14 protein-coding genes and 4 pseudogenes are annotated in these 19,352 nt (G+C 51.8%); 11 read left to right on the forward strand and 7 right to left on the reverse strand.

Going from position 1 to position 19,352, the window contains the following annotated elements; translation table 11 throughout:
* Nucleotides 1-97: 97 nt before the first annotated feature.
* The gene (puuD, locus tag IEV89_RS02450) at nucleotides 98-940 is read right to left on the reverse strand and encodes a gamma-glutamyl-gamma-aminobutyrate hydrolase (RefSeq protein ID WP_188470053.1); all 843 of its coding nucleotides are present in this window, start codon (nucleotides 938-940) and stop codon (nucleotides 98-100) included.
* Between the two features lie 322 nt (nucleotides 941-1,262).
* On the opposite strand from puuD, the gene IEV89_RS02455 reads away from it, so the two are divergent.
* The 3 genes from IEV89_RS02455 to IEV89_RS02465 all read left to right on the forward strand — a co-directional run bounded on the left by IEV89_RS02455 (nucleotide 1,263) and on the right by IEV89_RS02465 (nucleotide 4,587).
* Complete coding sequence (locus IEV89_RS02455) at nucleotides 1,263-2,696, forward strand: glutamine synthetase family protein (protein ID WP_188470055.1); 1,434 nt, start codon at nucleotides 1,263-1,265, stop codon at nucleotides 2,694-2,696.
* A gap of 306 nt (nucleotides 2,697-3,002) precedes the next feature.
* Nucleotides 3,003-3,218: a hypothetical protein gene (locus IEV89_RS02460; protein ID WP_229746339.1), complete on the forward strand. Its 216-nt coding sequence runs from the start codon at nucleotides 3,003-3,005 to the stop codon at nucleotides 3,216-3,218.
* Nucleotides 3,208-4,587: an APC family permease gene (locus IEV89_RS02465; RefSeq protein ID WP_188470057.1), complete on the forward strand. Its 1,380-nt coding sequence runs from the start codon at nucleotides 3,208-3,210 to the stop codon at nucleotides 4,585-4,587. Before IEV89_RS02460 ends, IEV89_RS02465 begins: the two co-directional genes overlap by 11 nt.
* A gap of 1,039 nt (nucleotides 4,588-5,626) precedes the next feature.
* Here IEV89_RS02465 and sbcB read toward each other — a convergent pair.
* On the reverse strand, nucleotides 5,627-7,054 hold the full coding sequence (gene sbcB, locus IEV89_RS02470) for an exodeoxyribonuclease I (RefSeq protein WP_188470059.1): 1,428 nt from the start codon (nucleotides 7,052-7,054) through the stop codon (nucleotides 5,627-5,629).
* A gap of 250 nt (nucleotides 7,055-7,304) precedes the next feature.
* Between sbcB and IEV89_RS02475 the strand changes: the two genes are divergently transcribed.
* Entirely contained in the window at nucleotides 7,305-8,402 is a 1,098-nt protein-coding gene (locus tag IEV89_RS02475; RefSeq protein ID WP_188470061.1) for an FUSC family protein, read from the forward strand.
* Nucleotides 8,403-8,546: 144 nt separating this feature from the next.
* Complete coding sequence (gene tmaR / locus IEV89_RS02480) at nucleotides 8,547-8,879, forward strand: PTS system regulator TmaR (protein WP_188470063.1); 333 nt, start codon at nucleotides 8,547-8,549, stop codon at nucleotides 8,877-8,879.
* A gap of 192 nt (nucleotides 8,880-9,071) precedes the next feature.
* Here tmaR and IEV89_RS02485 read toward each other — a convergent pair whose 3' ends face one another.
* The 3 genes and pseudogenes from IEV89_RS02485 to IEV89_RS02495 form a co-directional block, all read right to left on the reverse strand.
* A complete protein-coding gene (locus IEV89_RS02485) occupies nucleotides 9,072-10,037 on the reverse strand; it encodes a D-2-hydroxyacid dehydrogenase family protein (RefSeq protein WP_188470065.1) in 966 nt (321 codons plus the stop codon).
* Between the two features lie 135 nt (nucleotides 10,038-10,172).
* Nucleotides 10,173-10,310 carry a hypothetical protein gene (locus tag IEV89_RS02490; protein ID WP_188470067.1) on the reverse strand — a complete coding sequence of 46 codons (138 nt, stop codon included), beginning with the start codon at nucleotides 10,308-10,310 and terminating at the stop codon, nucleotides 10,173-10,175.
* Between the two features lie 225 nt (nucleotides 10,311-10,535).
* Nucleotides 10,536-10,699 (reverse strand): annotated as a pseudogene (locus IEV89_RS02495) (IS1 family transposase); the annotation flags it as partial.
* Here IEV89_RS02495 and IEV89_RS02500 point away from each other — a divergent pair.
* Nucleotides 10,697-10,783, forward strand: a pseudogene (locus IEV89_RS02500) (lipoprotein NlpA); the annotation flags it as partial. The pseudogenes IEV89_RS02495 and IEV89_RS02500 overlap by 3 nt on opposite strands.
* A 60-nt stretch (nucleotides 10,784-10,843) precedes the next feature.
* On the opposite strand, the pseudogene IEV89_RS02505 reads toward IEV89_RS02500, so the two are convergent.
* Both IEV89_RS02505 and IEV89_RS02510 read right to left on the reverse strand, forming a co-directional pair.
* A pseudogene (locus IEV89_RS02505) lies at nucleotides 10,844-11,531 on the reverse strand (acid phosphatase).
* 439 nt (nucleotides 11,532-11,970) lie between these two features.
* On the reverse strand, nucleotides 11,971-12,762 hold the full coding sequence (locus IEV89_RS02510; protein ID WP_188470069.1) for an IclR family transcriptional regulator: 792 nt from the start codon (nucleotides 12,760-12,762) through the stop codon (nucleotides 11,971-11,973).
* A gap of 122 nt (nucleotides 12,763-12,884) precedes the next feature.
* Between IEV89_RS02510 and IEV89_RS02515 the strand changes: the two genes are divergently transcribed.
* The 5 genes and pseudogenes from IEV89_RS02515 (at nucleotide 12,885) to katG (ending at nucleotide 19,124) form a co-directional block, all read left to right on the forward strand.
* Nucleotides 12,885-14,339: an NAD-dependent succinate-semialdehyde dehydrogenase gene (locus tag IEV89_RS02515; RefSeq protein WP_188470071.1), complete on the forward strand. Its 1,455-nt coding sequence runs from the start codon at nucleotides 12,885-12,887 to the stop codon at nucleotides 14,337-14,339.
* Between the two features lie 60 nt (nucleotides 14,340-14,399).
* Nucleotides 14,400-15,566, forward strand: coding sequence for an iron-containing alcohol dehydrogenase (locus IEV89_RS02520; protein WP_188470073.1), 1,167 nt, complete (start codon nucleotides 14,400-14,402; stop codon nucleotides 15,564-15,566).
* Between the two features lie 49 nt (nucleotides 15,567-15,615).
* On the forward strand, nucleotides 15,616-16,407 hold the full coding sequence (attM, locus tag IEV89_RS02525; protein WP_188470075.1) for an AttM family quorum-quenching N-acyl homoserine lactonase: 792 nt from the start codon (nucleotides 15,616-15,618) through the stop codon (nucleotides 16,405-16,407).
* A 221-nt stretch (nucleotides 16,408-16,628) separates the two neighbouring features.
* Nucleotides 16,629-16,729: pseudogene (locus tag IEV89_RS02530) on the forward strand (RidA family protein); the annotation flags it as partial.
* A gap of 184 nt (nucleotides 16,730-16,913) precedes the next feature.
* A complete protein-coding gene (katG, locus tag IEV89_RS02535) occupies nucleotides 16,914-19,124 on the forward strand; it encodes a catalase/peroxidase HPI (RefSeq protein WP_188470077.1) in 2,211 nt (736 codons plus the stop codon).
* Nucleotides 19,125-19,352 lie beyond the last annotated feature (228 nt).

Here is a 19,352-nt window from a genome sequence, read left to right on the forward strand (position 1 = left end):
CCAACATGGTGACTCGCACAGCGGCTGTCTTTGTTTTTAAACTGGCGCGGGAGCCGAGAAAGGGGACCGTTTAGTCCCCGCGCCCGCGACTTTGAAGTTAAAAAGCCCTTTTGGCCGCAAGTTCAGTCTCCTGCGGTGTGGGCTGTTGCCCACGGATCCCGTGATGATTTCTGCGGCAGGCTGCAATAAAGGATTCAAATAATTGGCGTGATGGTGGATCGGTCAGGCTGTGCCATTCCGGATGCCACTGTACACCCAGGGCAAAAGGATGATTGCGTACGCTGACGGCTTCTACCAAATTGTCCGGCGCACGAGCCTCAATCGTTAATTCTGCGCCCAGATGTTTGGCTCCCTGACCATGCAGAGAGTTCACCTGAAACTGCTGATAATCCGGCAATAACTCGGCCAACAAACCGCCAGGTTCGATACTCACAGGATGCACTAAATCGTACTGTGCGTCGTGCGGCAGTGACGTGTCTTCTCGGTGATCCATAAACCCAGGTTGCTCCTGCACCTTGCGATACAGCGTCCCCCCAGTGGCGACGACCAACTCTTGCATCCCGCGGCAGGCGGCAAACAGGGGAATCCGTTGATCCAGCGCGGCGCGGATTAATGCCAGACTGAGTCTGTCGCGACCAGGATCGGCGAGCGCTTCGATGCCGTCTTCGCCATACCTATAGGGCTCGATATTGCTGGGGCTGCCGGTCAGGAATATGCCGTCGAGGCGTGAAAGTACCTCGTTGATTGCCCCTTCGCGGGAGGCCAGTTCGTGAGGCAGACAGATGGGTAAAGCATTCGCGTTGAAAATGGCGTCGAGATATTTTTCATGCACCGTGAGTGCCGGGTTTCCGTCGATACTGTTCGCGCACATGACTACCCCAATGATAGGGGTATAGCTGGTTTCTTTTCTGACCTGCGCCGTGGAAAATATCTTGCCCATATGTTACCGCCTCGTCGCTTCTGCCGTTCAATTACATTGACGTTACTCCATAAACTTAACAGCCGGTAGACGCATTTTCAAACCAACCCGTAACAAGGGGTTGCCATTGCAAAAGTTTTATGATGGGTCTAGGGTTATTATTAAGGCTCTTTTTTTACGACATCTTTGCATCACAGGGAGTAAATTGGTTCAGTTTCCTTTAACGCGGTATGAAGCGCGATAAGAAACCAGTGTTGGAGCGAGTGGGTCAGAATTATAAACGGCGAGGTACCATGGTGGTGCCAGAGACGCCACATTTATGTATGCAAACGGCGGAAATCCTATGCAAACGATCATTCTTGAATCAAACAGTTCCGAAGTTGAAGACTTCGCTGCACACGGCGAAGAGAGGCGAAGTAGCGCGTTCCAGGATGAAGTTACTCAATACCTGGAACGTCAACCTCTCACACTTCATATCGATATTCTCCTCACAGATTTAAACGGCAGTTTTCGCGGCAAACGCATCCCCGTTACAGCGCTTAGAAAAATCGAAAAAGGCTGTTATTTCCCTGCCTCAGTATTTGCTATGGATATTCTTGGCAACGTGGTCGAAGAGGCCGGTCTGGGCCAGGAATTAGGCGAGCCCGATCGCATCTGTTTACCCGTCCCCGGCACGCTGGCGCCCTCGGCTTCTGACCCCGATCACATCGGCCAGTTGCTGCTGACCATGCTTGACGAAGATGGCACTCCCTTTGACGTTGAACCCCGCAATGTGCTGAATCATCTCTGGCAAACATTGCGCCAACGGGGACTGTTCCCGGTGGTAGCGGTAGAGTTGGAGTTCTATCTGCTCGACAGACAGAGAGATGCAGAAGGGTATATTCAGCCACCATGCACCCCCGGCACCACCGAGCGCAGCATGCATACGCAGTGCTACTCGGTAGATAATCTTGACCATTTCGCCGATGTTCTTAGTGATATCGATCGTCTGGCTAACATTCAGGGTTTACCGGCCGACGGCGCACTAGCCGAGTCTTCGCCCGGTCAGTTCGAAATTAATCTCCACCACAGTGATAATGTTTTGCGGGCCTGTGACCATGCTTTGACCTTGAAACGGTTGGTGCGTCTGGTGGCGGAAAATCATGAAATGGATGCCACTTTCATGGCCAAACCCTACGAAGACCATGCGGGCAGTGGTATGCATATTCACCTGAGCGTTCTCGACGATAATGGCAAGAACTTGCTGGCTGACGCTGAAGGGGAGGATTCCGCGTTGATGAAGCGTGCGCTGGCGGGAATGATTGCGCTGATGCCCGCCTCAATGGCTATTTTGGCACCTAACGTCAATGCTTTTCGTCGCTTCCAGCCGGGCATGTACGTGGCGACACAAGCATCTTGGGGTCACAATAACCGCACCGTTGCGTTGCGTGTGCCGTGCAGTGGAACGGCAGATCACCGAGTTGAGTACCGCGTAGCAGGAGCAGATGCCAACCCGTATCTGGTAGTGGCCAGCGTGTTGGCCGGGATGCTATACGGTCTTGATAACGATCTGCCGCTGTCTGAACCGGTCACCGGCAACGGTCTGGAGCAGGACGGAGTGCCACTGCCCATTCGCCAGAGTGATGCGTTGATGGAATTCGATCAGCAACCGGTGCTGAAAAAATACCTCGGTGAACGCTTCTCACGGGTATATCACGCCTGTAAATCAGATGAGTTATTGCAGTTTGAGCGGCGTGTAACCGAGACCGAGATCGACTGGATGTTACGCAACGCGTGATCCGGCGTTGAAAATCCAGTCTGATTTTGTCCGCATCTGCTTTGCGAAAAAATGAGGCGCGGTGGTGGGTCCTGAATACTCCAGAGAAAGAAATTGTCGCTGAAGGCCTCTATATCTTGTCATCCGTCCTCGATTTAGGGCAAAATACCGCACATGCAGAATAACCGACGCTTAAACGCGTCGGTTATTTTTTTGCATTGTGTGGAACGTAAACTAATTTAACAGAGGCCGGACCCAGATCCGGATAGATAACCAGGTTCGTGTGTGACCCCAAATCAATAAACGGTCACCACTATGAGGAAATGCATGATGGGGCAATATTTTAAACCTGTACCGGTGCCCGCCGGTATTTTTGTTCGCTGCGGCAAATTAAGCCCAGCCTTTATATCCGTGTTCAACGATGTAAAGATCAATCCCCCATTTCCTGGTTATCAAACACGAAGTCAGCCCTGTATTTTGCGCACGGAGGCGTTTACCCGCCCGGTGCTTGCAAGTCAGGGAGGGCTGAATCATGTCTGCTAATGCTTCTACTGCTGCTCCGGGCACCAACCGCGTACAACTCCGTAAAACGCTGACATTGGTTCAGGTGGTGATGATGGGCCTGGCCTATCTGCAACCGATGACCATTTTCGATACCTTTGGTATTGTGTCTGGCCTGACTGACGGCCATGTCGCCACTGCGTATATTTTCGCGCTGATCGCCGTGCTGTTTACCGCTGTGAGTTACGGCAAACTGGTGAGACGCTTCCCGTCCGCGGGTTCTGCTTATACCTACGCGCAAAAAGCTATTAACCCGCATGTTGGCTTTATGGTGGGCTGGTCATCCTTGCTGGACTATCTGTTTATGCCGATGATCAACATCCTGCTGGCGAAAATCTATCTGGAAGCTATCTTCCCTGGCGTACCGCCGTGGATATTTGTCACCGCACTGGTGGCACTGATGACGACGTTTAACCTGCGTGGCATCAAAGTGGTGGCGAACCTCAACAGTATTATTGTGGTGGTTCAGGTCGCGATCATGGTGGTATTCCTTGGTTTGCTGATCCATGGCGTATACATGGGCGAAGGCATGGGAACTCTCGCCAGTACCAAACCGTTCTTCAGTGAAAATGCGCACGTGGTACCAATGATCACCGGTGCGACCATCTTGTGCTTCTCGTTCCTGGGGTTCGATGGGATCAGTTCGTTGTCTGAAGAGACGCCAAACGCCGGTAAAGTCATTCCGAAAGCGATTTTCCTGACGGCGCTGATTGGCGGCATCATCTTTGTGGTGGTGTCCTACTTCCTGCAGCTTTATTTCCCGGACATTTCGCGCTTCCACGACCCGGACGCGTCTCAGCCAGAGATTATGCTCTTCGTGGCCGGCAAGTTCTTCCAGTCGGTTATTCTGTGCTTTAGCTGTGTCACCGTGCTGGCATCCGGCATGGCAGCACATGCCGGCGTTTCTCGTTTGCTGTATGTGATGGGGCGTGATGGCGTATTCCCGGAGAAAATCTTCGGTTATGTGCATCCGAAATGGCGCACACCGACTTTCAACGTCGTATTAGTGGGTGTGGTTGCGATGTCTGCGGTGACCTTTGATCTGGTCACGGCGACGGCGCTGATTAACTTTGGTGCGCTGGTGGCCTTCACCTTCGTTAACCTGTCGGTGATCTCGCAGTTCTACATCCGCGAACAGCGTAACAAGACGTTCAAAGATCACTTCAATTATCTGGTCTTGCCGACGATCGGTGCATTGACGGTGGGCGCGCTGTGGTTGAATCTCGAAGCCAGCTCAATGACTCTTGGTCTGGTCTGGGGAGCCATTGGTTTAGGTTATTTGGCCTTTATCACTAATCTGTTCCGGCAAAAACCGCCACAGATGAGTGGTGAGATTATGCCAGAAGCCTAAAGATTTGAAGGACCCGCAAGGGTCCTTTTTTTTGCTCTTTGGAAAGAGCAGGAAACAGTTTTGGTTTCAAACTTTCACTTTAAATTCAAATTCAAATTCAAATTCAAATTCAAATTCAAATTCAAGGTCAAGGTCGTGGGCTCGCCGCCCACACTGGCCCAAGGGAGGCGTAAACGCGCCTCCCCTGGACCCCTGCGTTTTTTAACTGCGCGCTATCGCTGAATCGGGATGGACGTGTTTCAGGTACTTGGGTTATAGCCGCAAAATGTCGCCGCTTAGGCGGTACCCTCGCTACGGGTTTCGAGCCTCAGGTCTCGAACCGCTTGCTCGGCGCCATTTTTGAATGCGGCCAATACTTTTTAAAAGATAAAAACAGTTCCGATTTTGAACTTAGAAAAGTGTCGTCCGCATTCAACGTATTGCCGCTTGCTCGGCACCATTTTTGAATGCGGCCTCGATATTTTAAAGGTCAACACCACACGGGTTTTGATTTTGAATTTAAAAAAGTGTCGGCCGCATTCAAAAAGGTCACCGGCAAGTCGGTGGCGAGACAACGTCTTTACCGTTGGCTCAAACCCGCAGCCGGGCATCGCGGAGCGAGGACATTTTGCGGCTGTCGTCATGGCCCCTGAAACACGGCCATCCCAACTTGCGCAGCTGCGGTTTTTAAAAAGCGGGGATTCCAAAGGGTCGAGCGACTGCGACCCTTTGGTCGGTGTGGGCCGACGCCCACGACCTTGAAGTTGAAGTTGAAGATTGAAAAGTGTCGTCCGCATTCAAAAATGTCACCGGCAAGTCGGTGGCGAGACAACGTCTTTACCGTTGGCTCAAACCCGCCGCCGGGCATCGCGGAGCGAGGACATTTTGCGGCTGTCGTCATGGCCCCTGAAACACGGCCATCCCAACTTGCGCAGCTGCGGTTTTTAAAAAGCGGGGATTCCAAAGGGTCGAGCGACTGCGACCCTTTGGTCGGTGTGGGCCGATGCCCACGACCTTGAAGTTGAAGTTGAAGTTGAAGATTTAAAAGCGAAAGCCGCGCTTACGCCACCAACCTCTTCCCGTAGTCAAACAGCGCCTTGAGGAGCGCTGTCTTCTCGGCATTCTGCTCGTGCAAATTGTACAGCGATTCGAGCTGGAGAATATAATCCTGTACGCGCTCTGCGTTGAGCTTGTCACGGCGATGCTCTTGCCAGCGGCGCTGTTCGGCGTCGGTCAGCGTGGCAGGGAAGTTGCGGGCGCGGTAGCGGAACAGCAGTGTTTCGATACGGGAATCATTAAAGGTTAAATCCAGCGCGGGCAGATTTTCCGGTTTCGTCTCCAGAATGATACGCATGGTGGCACGGTCGGCGTCGCTGAAGAAACCGTCGTACAAGCGGGCATCCACATCTTCACTGCCTTTAAAGGGTTCTGCGTCAGCGTAAAGCGCGACCACTTTCTCACGTATTTGTGTATTCTGACGCAGCAACTGCAGATTTTTCAGACAACGTTCACGGTCAATACCCAGACGCTCTGCGTTTTCCGGTAACAGTGTTTTCGCCGGTGCCAGCACCGGGCATTTGTTGATGTGTAACAGTTTGATGGGCAATGGTGACTGGCCGGGCTCCAGCGCATCGCGGCGCGTGTAAAGCCGTTCGCGCATCTGTTCGGCATCCAGTTCTAACAACGGCGTCATGTCACCGCCTAAATCACACATGATCACCGCATTCTTATTTTCAGGGTGCCACGCCAGCGGTGCGACCCAGGCCGTATTACCGCGTGCGGCGCCAAACATACCGGAGACATGCACCAGCGGTGCCATGGTTGGGATATCAATCAACGTATTGATTTTATGTTTATTACGGTGCTCAAGCAGGAAGTCGAACAGACGCGGTTGTGCCTGTTTTACCCGCTTGGCCATGGCGATGGTGGCGTAAACGTCGGCCATTGCATCATGCGCGTTTTCATGTTCGATACCGTTAGCTTTGCTCAAGTGTTCAAGCCGAAAACTCGGAAAACCATCGTCATTTTCTGGCCAGTTAATGCCGTCCGGACGCAGTGCGTAACAAGCACGCATCACATCCAGCAGATCCCAGCGGGAATTGCCATATTGCCAGCTGTAAGCGTAAGGATCGTAGAAGTTACGGTAAAAAATGTTGCGGCTGACTTCATCATCAAAACGAATATTGTTATAGCCGACAATGCATGTGCCGGGCACGCTGAAGGCCTTATGGATCTGCGCGCTGAACTCTGCTTCACTCAGCCCTTTCTCCAGCGCCAGCTGTGGCGTAATCCCGGTGATCATCACGGCTTCCGGTTCAGGTAAGTAGTCGTCAGATGGGCGACAATAAATCACTAACGGCTCTTCTATAATATTGAAATCCTGATCGGTGCGGACACCAGCGAACTGCGCAGGGCGGTCTAGTGCTGGGTTCTTGCCGAAAGTTTCATAATCGTGAAAGTAGAAGGTTTTTTGTGATTTGTCTGACATTGCGGCGTTGACCCTTAATCGGAGCTGGTGATGGCGAGATGACATAGCGAACAGCCGATAAGGATAACATTCAGCGGTGAGATGTCATGAGGAAATCTGTCAGCCTGCGGCCTGTCCTCGAAAACCGGGTATTATTCGCCTAAAGTTTGACGAAAACCCACTAAAATCACGATGTTCCCCTGCAATATCTCCGTTAAACTAACTGCCTTTACTTCTTCTGCCACGTGATGGCATTTCATGGAAAGCATGCATGCGTCTGGACAAGAAAATCTCGTCGCTGGACAACATGATTTATCGCCATTACCGCATTGCCCATGCGCTGCGTATTGCGCTGGCATTCATCCTCACTTTTCTGATTGTCCGTCTGACCGGGATCCCCGAAGGCACCTGGCCGCTGATCACGTTAGTGGTGGTCATGGGCCCGATTTCATTTTGGGGCAATATTTTACAGCGTGTGTCGGAACGTATTGCCGGGACCGTGTTTGGTTCGGTTTCCGGGCTGATTGCGTTGTGGCTTGAACTCTATTCTTTACCGTTGATGCTCGCATGGTGTGGGGTAGTGATGTTTGTCAGCGGTTATTTAACCCTTGGTAAGCGTCCCTACATGGCGCTACTGATTGGTGTCACGCTGGCGGTGGTCTGTGGTGCTGGGCCGGGTGATATGCATACTGCGCTGTGGCGGTCGGGCGATGTGGTGTTCGGCTCGCTGTTGGCGCTGTTGTTTGCCAGTATTTATCCGCAGCGTGCTTTTATTCACTGGCGCATGCAGATGGCTGATTACCTGATGTCGCTTAATAAACTCTACAGCGCTTGGTTGTCACCCAATATGCTCGAGCGCCCGCATTTACAGAGCAAACTGAAAACCACCATGAGCCAGATGGTGAAGATGCGTGCGCTGTTCGCGCCAGCCAGTAAAGAGTCGCATATTCCCCGCGAAGTGTTCGACGCCATTCAGACCCTCAGCCGTAACCTGTTATGCACGCTAGAGTTATTGGCCGATGCGTATTGGAGTTCGCGCGAAAGCCACTACCTGATGCTCAATGCCCGCACACTGCGCAGCGCGCAGTTGTTGATGCTCAACTCCCTTGAACAATTAAGCGATATGTTGCTCAACGGCACCCAAGGCGATGAATCTGCGCTGAATCATCAGCTCAATGAGTCCGCCGAGGAACTTAAGCAACTGATGCAGGAGATGAATACCAGCCAGCATCTGGAAGCGCCGATTTACGGCTACGTGTGGCTGAGCATGCAGGTGGCCGAACAACTTAAGTCATTGGGGGATCTGATCACGATGACCATGCGCAAAGAAGAGGCGTTAAATCAGGCCAATGCGGCGCCGAAAGTGTGAAGGGATTTTTTTCTGTCCGTTAAAACGGGTAAGATAAGCGAATTAGGCTTTCGTTCTGAACGCGCAGGGTTTTCCTGCTACGCTGTAACCCTCGTTCCGGGCAGTCAGTCACTGAATCTGTGTAACTTAATCGAAGGTGTTAAAATGGATAATATCAACAAGCCGAGTTTCCATGACGTTCTGGAATTTGTACGGATTTTTCGCCGCAAGAACAAATTGCAACGTGAAATTGCCGACAATGAAAAGAAAATCCGCGACAACCAGAAACGTGTTCTGCTGCTCGACAACCTCGGTGACTACATCAAACCGGGCATGAGCATCGAAGAAGTTCAGGCCATCATTGCCAGCATGCGCGGCGATTATGAAGACCGCGTTGATGACTACATCATTCGCAATGCTGACCTGTCTAAAGAACGCCGTGAAATGTCGAAAAAACTGAAAGCCATGGGCGAAGTAAAAGCCAACGAAAGCAAGTAAGCCGCGTCATTTAAACGTTGATTAACATTTTAAAAGGCCTCATCACTGTTGCGATGAGGCCTTTTGCTTTCTATTTTTACTCTCTCAACACGGTACGCCACTAAATGTAAATGGAATTCGCATAATGGTCATGAATATCGCGGGATGGCAACTGCCAGGTGTGGAAATGTCGTGCGAGTAACAGAATTTGAGTTAACTCAACACCCGTAAGGGTTTGCCGGCCAGAAATGCCTCGATATTTTCTACGGCTTCGGTGAAGTAGGTCTGATAATTTCCATCAGCGACGTATCCCAGATGCGGCGTCGACAGCACGTTGGGCAGTGTGCGTAGCGGGTGATCGGTGGGGAGCGGTTCTACCTCAAAGACATCCAGGCCTGCACCGCCGATGTTGCGGGCTTCAAGTGCGGCAATCAGGGCGGGTTGGTCGACAATCGCAGCACGTGAGGTGTTAATCAGCAGCGCTGAGGGCTTCAACAGCGCCAGATCGGCGGCGTCGAGCAATCCGCGCGTGCGGTCGCTTAAGACCAGATGAATCGATACCACGTCACTATTGGCTAACAGTGCCGCTTTGCTGGCGGCAAGTTCAACGCCACAGAGGGCTGCGCGCTCGGCGGTCAGGTTTTGGCTCCAGGCCACCACCTGCATACCGAAGGCCTGCGCGATCACCGCCATTTGCTGACCTATTTTCCCCAGTCCGAGCAGTCCCAGACGCTTGCCACTCAGACCAAAACCGACCGTGTTCTGCCATGGGCCGTTTTGGCGCAGCGCGGTGTTTTCTTGCACCAGATGCCGGGCCAGCCCGAGTATCAGCGCCCAGGTCAACTCGACGGGGGCACTGCTGCCGCTGCCGGTTCCGCATACTGTCACACCGTGGTATTTCGCCGCGGCCATATCAACAGAGGCGTTGCGCATACCTGAAGTGATAAGCAGTTTGAGCTTCGGTAAACGGGCAAACAGTGATGCGTTAAAGGGCGTACGCTCACGCATAATGATCACGATTTCAGCGTCGACAATGGCTGCGGCAAGTTGTGTTTCATCAGCAATATGTTGGCTGAAAATTTGGGTTTCAATACGCTCTTTGAGCGGTGACCAGTCAGCAAAAGACAACGCGACATGTTGGTAATCATCAAGGATGGCACAGCGGATCTTGGCAGACATGGGGGTTCCTTATGACAAGTATCAGGCGGAGAGTGATTTATAGCACTGGCGTTACCAAAAACAAAAACCGCCCTGAATGATCAGTGCGGCTTTTTACTATCAGATCCATTGACGCGCAGGTATCAAACCAGAAACTTAATTTCCGGCGTGACAGATACCGTCATAATAGGTGCTCTCAGGGACGTGGTCGTCATCCTGCTGACATGCAGCAAAGACCTGAAATGTCGAACACATCGTCATCAGCAACGCGACCAGAGACATAATTTTGTTCACCTAAAACTCCTTTTAAGTAAGCCGAATAATGCTGTCATTATTTTATTAAGGCGAATGAATGAGCCTTAATATTAGCAGCCAGTGAACCGGGAAATGGTGCGTTATCTCTCTTTTTTGGGCGTCAAATGAATTACTTAAGTAAAAAAGATAAGGTGTTTTGTAAGCATCCCTCAAAGGATGCGCTGCACTGAGAATATAATTGCTGAGCGGTAGCGCATCCAATGAATAAAACCTGTCTTTCTCAATGAAGGCACCGATGACTTTTTCATGCCATTCAACAGAACATGAGAAGCAGAGGATCACGGCGAATGAGTCTTTTAATTCGAGAGCGCAAAGGTCAGGTTGTTAGGCTCAATGCGTTGTGTGAAGATTTTTCCTGTCAGACCCTTCAGCAAATTGGGTTATCGCCGGTGCATGACAGCATATTTATCGAAGATAAAAATGTGCTTTACGTGAATATTCTGGTCACGCGATACCTGACAGAGGCGTATCGGCTTCTGTCAGGTTAAAAGCGTTAAATAATTAACCCCGCTTTATTTATGTTGCTTCGTGAACTCGTCTTTGGCTTTCTGCAATTGCTGCTGGAACGCGGTATTGGTGTGCAACGTGGCAACGACCGCTGAGCCGACAATACGGGCCTAGGTCATAACCGCGCTGGAGGATTTGATCCTGACGTTGCGGGTTAATTTCGGTCAGCACTAACGCGGTTGCCCAGCCAATAGACGTGTGGCCGGACGGATAAGATCCATTTTTTGAAAGCTGATCCTGCTCGGTGGTGTTACAGGTCGGGACACCGTAGAACGCAAACGGACGAATGCGCATGTACTTCTCTTTGGCGGAGCGTGTCGCCAGATCACCTGCATCTTCAATCATATTGGTCAGAAGCTTATGCAGTTCCGGCGTATCTTTGGCCGTGATCGGCGAGCCGAACGCGCCGGAGAAGGCATTCGCCACGCCGCCACCGCTCAGGTTCGCATCTTCAGCAGCCTGCTTGCCACGTTCGGTTGACCGCAGCAGCCGACCTTGTTCATACATTGCCTGATCGTTGAGAAACGCGATACTGCCCACCGCTGGTGGCGGCGGAAGCAGCGTCAGGCTGTTAATTGCCTGGTCATTTTTCAAATAATACAGGTCGGGTTTGGTGGTCGCATCGTTACCGGTCAGGGCGAATGTACTGACAGAGAAAAGGCTGGCAATGCAAAAAGTGGTCAACGTCTTCATCAAAGTTTCCTTACGCATAACTGAATTTCATTACGAAGTCATTTCCGTAACATTTCTTAACATGTGTAAGTAAAACAAATTTTTTGCAGAAAACTTTGCATGAGGTCTCAGAATGGAGAACTTGTGGGATTTTGACGTGTGGTCATTGGAGGTTGAGTGTGGGGGAGTACATCCAATGAGTCGAACATGCATGTTCAATGAAGGCACCGATCACTTTTCATGCAGTTCAACAAAGCGTGAAAAGCCGATAGTCACTGCCAGTGAGCCTTTTAATTCGTATGCGCAACATGCCAATACTGAACGCCGAAACTAGCGCGAGTCATTCTCGGCAGCCCGAGCCATTAAAAGCCATCTTACACTCTGCTCTTTGACTCCAGGCTTTCGAGTTTCGTCGGTATATATGAGCTGAAAGACCCGCTGAGCTCTCAGATTAACGCCGTCAATGTGATACCACTCTTCCCAGTCTGGCCGACAGGGACGCGGCGATATCAACCAGTTTACTGCCGATCATATCGCGAGTTGATTCTGTCGCTTCCTGTTCCAGCATACTCACTGCCAAACCCGCGACGACTTGACCCGAAAAATCATGAACGGGGGCGCCAATACAGAACATCCCTTCACGAACCTGTCCATCATCCACCGAGTAACCACGTTGGCGAGCGAGTGCCAGTTCTTGTAATAAAGACTCGAGTGACGCCACGCTGTTAGCCGTAAGCCGCTGAGGCCAGCCCGTATTAAAGCGACGACAGATTTCCTCATCATTCAGAGTACTGAGAATCGCTTTGCCGGTAGCTGTAAAAGGGGCAGGGAGACGCATGCCGATGCGGAAGGTAAATCCCAATGCGGCCTTGCTATTAGAACAGGCGACGTAAACGACCTGCTGACCATCCAGTACGGTCAGGGTAACGGTGAAATCACGGAGTTCGCGTCGATCTTGCAAGAGTCGCTGGAACTCCTCGACCAGACCTGTCTGGCTAAGAAAGGCGTTAGCCCAACTCATTACCCGTGTACCGACCCGATAGGTTCCTGCATCGGTACGAATCAACATCCCCAAATCCACCAGCGCTGCGCATAGGCCGTGTGCAGAACTTTTAGGCAGGCCGAGTTTTGTGACGATCTCAGTAAAGGTCGGCGGCGTGGGAAGCTGGCTGACTGCATCCAGAATCTGTATCGCACGGCGTAATGCGGGTGCACTGTTCCCGGGCGTCTCTGTGTCTGTATTTTTTGGCATGGGTCTCACTTTTTTAACAGTAATTTGACGTTTAATTAATCTATGTGCCACAATTCAGTATAGTGAATTTAGTTCAATATAATGAACTTGTAAATACCCATTTTTTAGTGAGGAGGGAAAACATGCTTGAGTTACGCGATCCATCGTTGTTCAAAGAAACCTGTCTACTCGCCGGTGAATGGCGTTCTGCTGCTGACGGTACAACATACCCGGTAACAAACCCAGCGACTGGCGAGGTAGTCGCCAATGTCCCCCAGCTTGAACAGGCCGCTATCGAAGAGGCGATCTCCTCAGCACAACAGGCTTTTTTACTCTGGCGCGAGAAAACGGCCAAAGAGCGCTGTGGGGTATTGCGCCGTTGGTTTGATCTCATCACGGAGAACAGTGCTGATCTTGCCGCCATCATGACCGCAGAGCAGGGCAAACCTCTGGCCGAATCTCGTGGGGAAATGGCCTATGCCGCGTCATTTATTGATTGGTTTGCCGAAGAAGGCAAACGCACATACGGCGACGTGATCCCCTCGCCACAGTCTGATAAGCGGCTGATCGTACTGAAACAACCGGTAGGTGTCTGCGCCGCAATTACTCCCTGGAATTTCCCAGCGGCGATGATCACCCGTAAAGCCGCACCTGCGCTGGCGGCGGGCTGCGTAATGATCGTTAAACCGGCAGAGCAAACGCCGCTGACCGCATTAGCGCTGGGCGAACTGGCGATACGGGCGGGGATCCCCGCCGGGGTTCTGCAAATTGTCACGGGCGAGGCAAAAATCATTGGCGGCGTGTTGACCAAGAGTGATGTGGTCAGAAAACTCTCTTTCACCGGTTCGACGCCGATCGGACGTCTGTTGATGGCCCAATGCGCACCAACGCTGAAGCGTATCTCCCTTGAATTAGGAGGAAACGCACCATTTATCGTCTTTGATGATGCGGATATTGAAGCCGCAGTGGAAGGCGCGTTGCAATCCAAGTTCCGCAATGCTGGCCAGACGTGCGTATGCACTAACCGTTTTCTGGTGCAGTCCAGCATTTACGATCGTTTTGCGCAGCGCCTGGCGGAGCGCGTCAGAGGACTTAAGGTAGGCAACGGGGTTGAAGAAGGCGTTCTGATTGGACCGCTTATTGATGAGGATGCTGTGGCTAAAGTCGAGAGCCACATTCAGGATGCAAAAAGTCAGGGCGGTGAAGTCTTGGTGGGCGGCAATCGGCATGCGCTCGGTGGCTTGTTTGTTGAGCCAACGGTGATCGTCAACGTCACTCGCGACATGTTGATTGCGCGGGAGGAAACTTTCGGCCCTGTTGCGCCGCTGTTCCGTTTTGATACCGAAGAAGAGGCGGTGGCCATGGCCAATGATACTGAGTTCGGTCTGGCGGCTTACTTCTTTACTGAAAACAGCAAAAGGATGTGGCGGGTGGCGGAGGCGCTGGAGTATGGCATGGTCGGTCATAACACCGGGCTGATCTCCAATGAAGTCGCACCCTTTGGAGGAATCAAGCAGTCAGGGATCGGCAGAGAAGGCTCAAAATACGGTATCGACGAATATCTTGAGATCAAATATTTCTGCACATCAGTCGGGTGAGCCTCCCGTTTTACGATGGAAACTTACCCACGTTAATTCATCAGGAAAGAGGGAAGTATTATGTCAGATGCTATGAAGCCCTTTGAATTCAGAACCGTCCCATCGATGTTGGTTGAATGGTCAGGTGCCAAACGCCTGGGCGAGATCCTGTCGGGCCGTTTTACCGCCCGTAAAGCGCTCATTGTGACAGATGGTGGGCTAGTAAAAGCCGGCTTATTACAGCCTGTGGAAAAGAACCTACGCGAACAAGGTTTCGATGTCGTGGTTTTTGACCAGGTCATCGCTGACCCGCCGGAAGCCATTGTTCTTGACGCCGCACGTCTTGCGCAGGAGCAGCACATCGATATCGTGATTGGTCTTGGCGGTGGGTCGTCGCTGGATGTGGCAAAACTGGCGGCAATTCTGGCGCACTCTACACAGGAGCTCAGTGGATTGTACGGTATTGATAATGTTGAGGGCGAACGATTACCGCTGGTGCAGATCCCAACCACCGCGGGCACAGGTTCGGAAGTGACCAACATTGCCATTCTCACCACCGGCGAAACGACCAAAATGGGCGTTGTTTCACGCCAGCTCTATTGTGATTTTGTTTTGTTGGATGCGGAATTAACCGTTGGCTTACCGGCGACACATACCGCCGCGACGGGGATTGATGCGATGGTGCATGCCATTGAGGCTTACACCAGTAAGCACAAAAAGAATCCGATGTCCGATGCCTTGGCGCGTGAAGCATTACGTCTGATTTCCAAACATCTGGTCACGGCTTGTCGTGACGGTGCTAACCGGCATGCTCGCGAGTCCATTCTCTTGGGCGCAACACTGGCCGGTCAGGCTTTTGCCAACTCGCCGGTGGCGGCGGTACACGCGCTGGCTTATCCACTTGGCGGTCACTACCACATTCCCCACGGCCTCTCGAATGCGCTGATGCTGGGTGCCGTATTGCGTTACAACGCCAAAGCTGCAGCACCGTTATATGCAGAATTAGCCGACGTACTCAATGTGAGCGGCGAAGGGGATATCCAAACGCGTTGCAACGCGTTTATTGAGGCAATGATCAGCATCATGGATGAAAGCGGTGCGCCGAGACGTTTACGCGACGTCGGCGTGAAGGAAGATATGCTGGCGTTGCTGGCCTCAGATGCGATGAAACAGACCCGTCTTCTGACCAATAATCCGGTCGAGGTAAAAGAGGCTGACGCTTTGGCACTTTACCAGGAAGCTTTTTGATCATCATCGCCAACACCCTACGAAGTGAAACGTGAAAGGACATAATAAAATGACCGATATTCGCTTATATATGTTTCAAACTGGTTCGCTAAAATGCAAAGTCCACAATATCAAAATGAATCAGGGAAACGGGGCCGATTATGAAATCCCTGTTCCGTTTTTCCTGTTGACTCACCCTGATGGTCACACGCTGATTGATGGCGGCAATGCCGTCGAAACCGCCACCGATCCCAAAGGGTATTGGGGCGGGATCACCGATGTTTATTGGCCGGTAATGCGTGAAGATCAGGGTTGTGTGGCACAACTGAAAAAGATGGGAATCAATCCCGAAGATATCCGCTATGTGTTGCAATCGCACTTGCATCTCGACCATACCGGCGCGATTGGGCGCTTCCCTAATGCGACACACATCGTTCAGCGCCGCGAGTACGAATATGCCTTTACGCCCGACTGGTTTGCGGCAGGAGGTTATATCAGAAACGACTTTGACCGACCGGGTCTGAAATGGGAGTTTCTGGAAGGCGAGGGCAATGATTTTTATGATATTTATGGCGACGGTACGCTAAAAACGGTATTTACACCCGGCCATTCGCCTGGGCATCAGTCAATATTGGTCACTTTGCCCCACTCAGGTTCGCTGCTGTTGACTATCGATGCCGCATACACAATGGATCACTGGGATGAGAAAGCGCTACCGGGATTCATGTCCTCAGCCGTTGAGGCCGTTCGCTCGGTGCAGAAAATGCACATGTTGGTGAGTCGCACAAATGCACAAGTGGTGACCGGCCATGACCCGGATGCCTGGCCAACGTTCAGGCACGCGCCTGAATATTATGATTGATAGAAGGGTTGTCACCCATCGATATCAATAATCATGAAAGCCCGCTTTTTTAAGCGGGCTTTTCTCATTGGGCTCATCTGACGGGGATTCCTTTAACCCGTCACTATCTTGGCGCAGTGATCGCTTTGGGGCAAATTGTCGAACTCGCCGCGTGTGAAAACGGGCCTAATCGACCGCAATATCCCGACACCCAATAGGGGGTGGGCTCGGTGTCCTGATCGGTGTACCCGAACCAGTCGCTGGATAACGCCTCTGCCAGGCCGTTCGTGCTGGCAACACCGCGCGCGGCCAAATCGGTACCGACTTTGACGGCAATCTGATTAGGATCGTCTTCGTCAGTAACCGGCTAAGATATCATTATGGAGAGAATCCTTTCATTGCCACGGCCCGCAGAATGCATGTTTAAATCCTAAGGAAAGATCTATCAAATATATAGAGTGATTCAAGTATGGCTTAGTTAAATCCACCTATATAGTGGGGTGACTGTCCATAAAAGGAGTATCACCATGAGCAATCCTAATGATGAAGACGCAAAAGATGCAAAGCCAATTGTTGAAGCGGATAAGGAAACATCTGCCGGTAAATGCCCTTTTCATGAGGGGAATTCTCTTAAAACTGCTGGCGGCGGGACAAATAATCGAGATTGGTGGCCTAACCAGTTAAGAGTCGATCTGCTGAATCAGCACTCAAATCGCACGAATCCGTTGGGTGAAGCCTTTGATTATCGTCAGGAATTCGCCAAACTAGACTATTCTGCACTCAAAGCCGATCTCAAAGCGTTGCTCACTGATTCGCAGTCATGGTGGCCCGCCGACTGGGGCAGCTACATTGGTCTTTTCATCCGCATGGCGTGGCACAGCGCAGGGACTTATCGCTCCCACGACGGGCGGGGTGGTTCAGGGCGCGGTCAGCAGCGCTTCGCCCCTTTAAACTCCTGGCCAGATAATGTGAGCCTCGACAAAGCACGCCGCTTGCTATGGCCTGTGAAGCAAAAATACGGTCAAAAAATCTCCTGGGCCGATCTCTATATTCTGGCGGGCAACGTCGCTCTGGAAAATTCAGGTTTTCGCACCTTCGGCTTTGGTGCCGGGCGCGAGGACGTATGGGAGCCAGATCTGGATGTGAACTGGGGCGACGAGACAACCTGGCTTGAACACCGTCATCCTGAATCCCTGGCGCAATCACCGTTGGGCGCAACAGAAATGGGGCTTATTTACGTCAACCCTGAAGGCCCCAACCACAGTGGTGATCCTGCTTCAGCCGCCCCAGCTATCCGTGCGACCTTCGGCAATATGGGGATGGACGATGAAGAGATTGTTGCCCTCATCGCCGGTGGCCATACGCTGGGTAAAACGCACGGTGCTGGTCCTGCCAGTCATGTCGGTGTTGATCCTGAAACTGCACCTATTGAAGCGCAAGGCCTGGGCTGGGCCAGCAGTCATGGAACCGGTGTTGGTACAGATGCCATAACGTCCGGCCTAGAAGTGATCTGGTCTCAGACGCCAACGCAGTGGAGCCATTACTTCTTCGACAACCTCTTTAAATACGAGTGGGTACAGACGCGCAGCCCTGCGGGGGCTATTCAGTTTGAAGCGTCCAATGCGCCGGATATTATTCCTGATGCTTTTGACTCATCAAAAAAACACAAACCGACGATGTTGGTCACCGATCTGACGCTTCGTTTCGATCCGGAGTTTGAGAAGATATCGCGTCGTTTCTACGGTGATCCACAGGCCTTTAACGAAGCTTTTGCCAGAGCCTGGTACAAACTGACTCACCGAGATATGGGACCAAAATCGCGTTATATCGGACCTGAAGTGCCAAAAGAAGACTTAATCTGGCAAGACCCGCTACCTACACCGGTATATCACCCCACCGTTGCTGATATCGCGCAGCTGAAAGAGACGATTGCGGCTTCTGGCCTGACCGTCGGGGAACTGGCCTCGGTGGCGTGGGCTTCGGCTTCAACCTTCCGTGGCGGTGATAAACGAGGAGGCGCAAACGGCGCCCGGCTGGCGCTGCTCCCGCAAAGAGAGTGGGATGTTAACGCCATTGCTGCTCGTGTACTGCCTACTCTGGAGCGTATTCAACAGTCATCCCAGAAAGCTTCTCTGGCCGATATCATCGTTCTGGCGGGCGTGGTCGGTGTTGAACAGGCAGCGAAAGCGGCCAACGTCCTGGTTGACGTGCCTTTCACCGCCGGTCGCGTGGATGCCCGTCAGGATCAGACAGATATTGAATCGTTCGAATTGCTTAAACCCAAAGCGGATGGTTTCCGTAACTATCGCGGCGTGGCCGGCAGTACATCGACTGAAAATCTTCTGATAGATAAGGCTCAGCAGCTTACGCTAACCGTGCCGGAATTAACGGTACTCATCGGTGGATTACGAGCACTTGGAACAAACTACGATGGCAGTCAACAGGGGATTTTCACCCACAAAGTGGGTGAGCTTAACGCGGACTTCTTTGTAAATCTGCTTGATATGCGCACGGAATGGAAAGCCATCGACGCCTCAGGAGAACGCTTCGAAGGACGCGATCGCCTCAGCGGAGACGTCAGATTTACAGCCACGCGTGCCGATCTGGTGTTTGGTTCTAATGCCGTATTACGTGCTTCAGCCGAAGTTTACGCCAGCGCTGATGCCAAAGAGAAGTTTGTTAAAGACTTTGTCGCGGCCTGGACCAAGGTGATGAATCTGGATCGCTTCGACATCTAAGATGTACTGACCGGTTTCAATAATTGAAACCAAAAAGCAAAAAGCCCGCTTAAGATGAACTGCCCAACGTTATGGCAACAGTTCAAAACGTAAGCGGGCTTTTCTTGTTTTGGGACCTTTGACCTGGAGCGGGTTAGTCATCCGCGGCAGATTTTCAGCCGCGAACACATTAGCCGATGATAAAACGCGGTGCTGATTCGCTTTGTGTTGAATCAGAACCGCAGGCCG

Origin of the sequence: Hafnia psychrotolerans (assembly GCF_014639435.1) — a bacterium.
Classification (GTDB): Bacteria; Pseudomonadota; Gammaproteobacteria; order Enterobacterales; family Enterobacteriaceae; genus Ewingella; species Ewingella psychrotolerans.